The sequence below is a fragment of the Acidovorax sp. HMWF029 genome, from assembly GCF_003060895.1.
Taxonomy (GTDB): Bacteria; Pseudomonadota; Gammaproteobacteria; order Burkholderiales; family Burkholderiaceae_C; genus Acidovorax.
Genome location: NZ_QAIH01000219.1, coordinates 34,750 through 38,111 on the forward strand (window position 1 = coordinate 34,750; position 3,362 = coordinate 38,111).

Sequence of the window (3,362 nt, forward strand, 5' to 3'; positions counted from 1 at the left end):
GCCAGACGGCCTGCGGTGTCGATGCGGGTGTCCTGGTGCGGGGCAACACTGCTGCCGCCACTGCCGCCGCCGCAAGCGGCCAATGCCAAAACGAGGGACAGCGCCAAGCCGCCCTGGAGGGATGAATGTTTCATGGTTCTTTCTCACTGAATAGGTCGATGCAGCCCGGCAGGGGCGCTGCACACACATGCATGCACCTGGGCATGCGCACGCAAATGCACGCGCCCGCCGATCGCAGGTGGGTAAACGAAGGGTTCAGTGAGACAAGGGTGGCCCGCGTGCGTCAAACAGCGTGGCCCAGCGCGCAACAAACGCGCCTTCCAGGCGCCGCAGCCGGTGCATGTTGGGGGGCTTCACGGGCGGGTAAGTCGGCCCGGCCATCACGCCACCCGGTTGCTGGCCCAGGGCGTCGAACAAACGGCAGTCTCCGGCGTCTTCGTGCGGGGCGAACAGGTGCTCGAGCGCGCTGCGTGCATGTGGCATGCCCCGCGCAGTTTCGCGGGCATCTGAGTCTGCATGTGCGTCTGCATTTGCGTCTGCGCGCACAGGGTGGGAGTGGTGCAGGTCTGGTGCGGCGGTAACAACAGCTGCCGTACCTTGCGGTGAGTTGCCCCGGTGGGTGTTGGCATGCGCGAACCCGTGCAGAACACCCAAGGTTTGGGTGGCCAACACACACAGCAGCATGAAGGCCAGCCACCAAGTGCGCCCCCGTGGTGGAAAGGGGCGCATCGCATGGGATCCAGACTTCATGCCCTGGGCGCGCAATCCGCACACAGGCCGTAGAGCGTCAATTCATGGCGTTGCACCTTGAACCCCTGCGGCGCCAGCCCCTGTAGGTCGCCTGGGCAGGCGTGCACATCAAAAACACGCGCGCACTGTGTGCACTGGAAGTGGTGGTGGTGCGACTGGCCAGCGGGCTCATAGCGCGGGCTCTCGCCGGGCAGCTGCACCACTTCGATGGCGCCATCTTCCAGCAGCGCCTTGAGGTTGCGGTAGACCGTGGCCAAACCCAGCCCCTTCACCGACACCTGGGCGGTCTCCAGGATCTCCTGCGGCGACAGCGGACGCTGCGCGCCAGCGACCACGGCATAGATCGCTGTGCGTTGCCGGGTGAATCGTTCCATGGAGGTTTGGTGTAGCGCGGTGTTTAATGAGAATGAATTATCAACTAAATCTGGGTGGCTGCGGCCACCCGGTTCCGCATTTGCGGAAAAAAGGGCGGCGCTATCCCGTAACGGCAGGGCCCGGCACTTCGTGCGCCAGCATTTGTGCGAAGTACGACTCCGGCTGGATGTTGGTGTAGTTGGGGATGTCGGCCGCCAGTTCGGCCATCGTCTGCTTGGCCGCTGTCTGGGCCTGTTTCAGGTCGCTGAAGAAGGCATTGGTCAGCGCCACCACCTGGCCTGGGCGCGGCTCGCCGGGGTAGAGCACACGGTCGCTTTCGAGCCGCACCAGGCCCAGAGGCTGCAGCGCCGCACGGGCAATGCGCATGTGCTCGCTGTGGTAGTAGTCGTGGTTGAAAGTGGCGCCTTCGCGCCAGCGGTATACCGCTGTGACCTTGATCATCGGACCATCTCCTGAAAGTTCCGGGCCACCATGGCCCGGGCGTGGCCGCAACGGTAGGCGCGGCAGGGGCCGCGCACAGCCGCCTGGGCGACACGATGTCACCCAGGCGGCTCAGTCCTCGTCCGACTCACCCAGGAACCCGCCGCTCTGGTGCCCCCACAGCCGCGCATACACGCCGCCCTGGGCCAGCAACTCCGCGTGGGTGCCTTCCTCCACGATGCGGCCCGCGTCCAGCACGATGAGCCGGTCCATGGCGGCGATGGTGGACAGCCGGTGCGCGATGGCGATCACGGTCTTGCCTTCCATCAGGCTGTCCAGGCTTTGCTGGATGGCGGCCTCGACCTCGGAGTCGAGCGCGCTGGTGGCTTCGTCCAGCAGCAGGATGGGCGCGTCCTTGAGCATCACGCGCGCAATGGCCACCCGCTGGCGCTGGCCGCCCGAGAGCTTCACGCCGCGCTCGCCGACCTGGGCGTCGTAGCCGGTGCGGCCATGCAGGTCGCTCAGCGTCTCGATGAATTCGGCGGCCTCGGCGCGGCGGGCGGCGATGTGCATGTCCTCTTCGGTCGCATCGGGGCGGCCATACAGGATGTTGTCGCGCATGGAGCGGTGCAGCAGCGAGGTGTCCTGCGTGACCATGCCGATGTTGCGGCGCAAGCTGTCTTGTGTGACATGGGCAATGTCCTGCCCGTCGATGAGCACGCGGCCCGCGTGCACGTCGTGAAAGCGCAGCAGCAGATTCACCAGGGTGGACTTGCCCGCACCCGAGCGGCCAATGAGGCCGATCTTCTCGCCCGGCCGGATGGTGAGCTGCAGTGCATCGATGACCGGGCGGCCCTTGCCAGAGGCAGCTCCCTGGTTCTCGTAGGCAAAGCTCACGTTGTCGAAGCGCACCTCACCGTGCGTGACTTGCAGCGGCTGCGCAGCGGGGGCATCCACCACGGTGCGCGGCTTGGTCAGCGTGTTGATGCCGTCCTGGATGGTGCCCACACTCTCGAACAGTGTGGTCATCTCCCACATCACCCAGTGGGCGTGGCCCGATACGCGCAGCGTCATGGCGATGACGGCGGCCACGGCACCCGCGCCCACCTCGCCCAGCGTCCAAAGCCACAGCGCCGTACCGCAAGCGCCCAGGATCATCGCCACCACCAGTGCCTGGTTCACGATCTCGAAGAGGCTCACCAGCCGCATTTGCGCATAGCCGGTGAGCTTGAAGGCATCCATGGCGGCACGCGCAAACTCGGACTCGCGCCGCGTGTGCGAGAACAGCTTGACAGTGGCGATGTTGGTATAGGCGTCGGTGATGCGCCCAGTCATCACAGAACGCGCGTCGGCCTGTGCCTTGCCCACCTTGCCCAGGCGGGGCACAAAGTACCAGCAGGCCAGGCCATAGGCCACGATCCAGAGCGCAAACGGCGCGATCAGCCGTGCATCGAACCCCGCCAGCAGCACGAGGATGGTGACGAGGTAGATGCCCATGCCGATCACCACATCGGTGGTGGTGAAGATCATGTCCCGCACGGCCAGTGCCGTCTGCATGATCTTGGTGGTGATACGGCCCGCAAACTCGTCGGCATAGAAAGCCATGCTCTGGCCCAGCATCAGGCGGTGGAAGTTCCAGCGCAGGCGCAGCGGGAAGTTGATGGCCAGCACCTGGTGCTTGAGGCTGGTTTGCCAGGACACCAGCACCAGCGTGCCCATCAGCAGCGCGACGATGCCCAGGATCGCCCCTTTGTGCTCGGCCCACAGCGCATGGGGAGGCACGGTAGACAGCCAATCCACCACGTGGCCGAGCACGG

At 65.6% G+C, this 3,362-nt stretch carries 4 protein-coding genes; all 4 read right to left on the bottom strand.

Annotated features, from left to right (window positions below; genetic code table 11):
- Positions 1-255 precede the first annotated feature (255 nt).
- Positions 256-483: a hypothetical protein gene (locus DBR12_RS22030; RefSeq protein ID WP_146185556.1), complete on the bottom strand. Its 228-nt coding sequence runs from the start codon at positions 481-483 to the stop codon at positions 256-258.
- A 263-nt stretch (positions 484-746) separates the two neighbouring features.
- Positions 747-1,124: a Fur family transcriptional regulator gene (locus DBR12_RS15485; protein WP_108618075.1), complete on the bottom strand. Its 378-nt coding sequence runs from the start codon at positions 1,122-1,124 to the stop codon at positions 747-749.
- Between the two features lie 100 nt (positions 1,125-1,224).
- Entirely contained in the window at positions 1,225-1,566 is a 342-nt protein-coding gene (locus DBR12_RS15490; protein ID WP_108618076.1) for an EthD family reductase, read from the bottom strand.
- Between the two features lie 111 nt (positions 1,567-1,677).
- Positions 1,678-3,362: ABC transporter ATP-binding protein (locus DBR12_RS15495; protein ID WP_108618077.1), on the bottom strand; the 1,685-nt coding region annotated here is incomplete at its 5' end.

Excerpts from the sequence above, each read along its gene's own strand:
- DBR12_RS22030 (WP_146185556.1), bottom strand. The coding sequence starts at position 483 with ATGCCACATGCACGCAGCGCGCTCGAGCACCTGTTCGCCCCGCACGAA.
- DBR12_RS15485 (WP_108618075.1), bottom strand. The coding sequence starts at position 1,124 with ATGGAACGATTCACCCGGCAACGCACAGCGATCTATGCCGTGGTCGCT.
- DBR12_RS15490 (WP_108618076.1), bottom strand. The coding sequence starts at position 1,566 with ATGATCAAGGTCACAGCGGTATACCGCTGGCGCGAAGGCGCCACTTTC.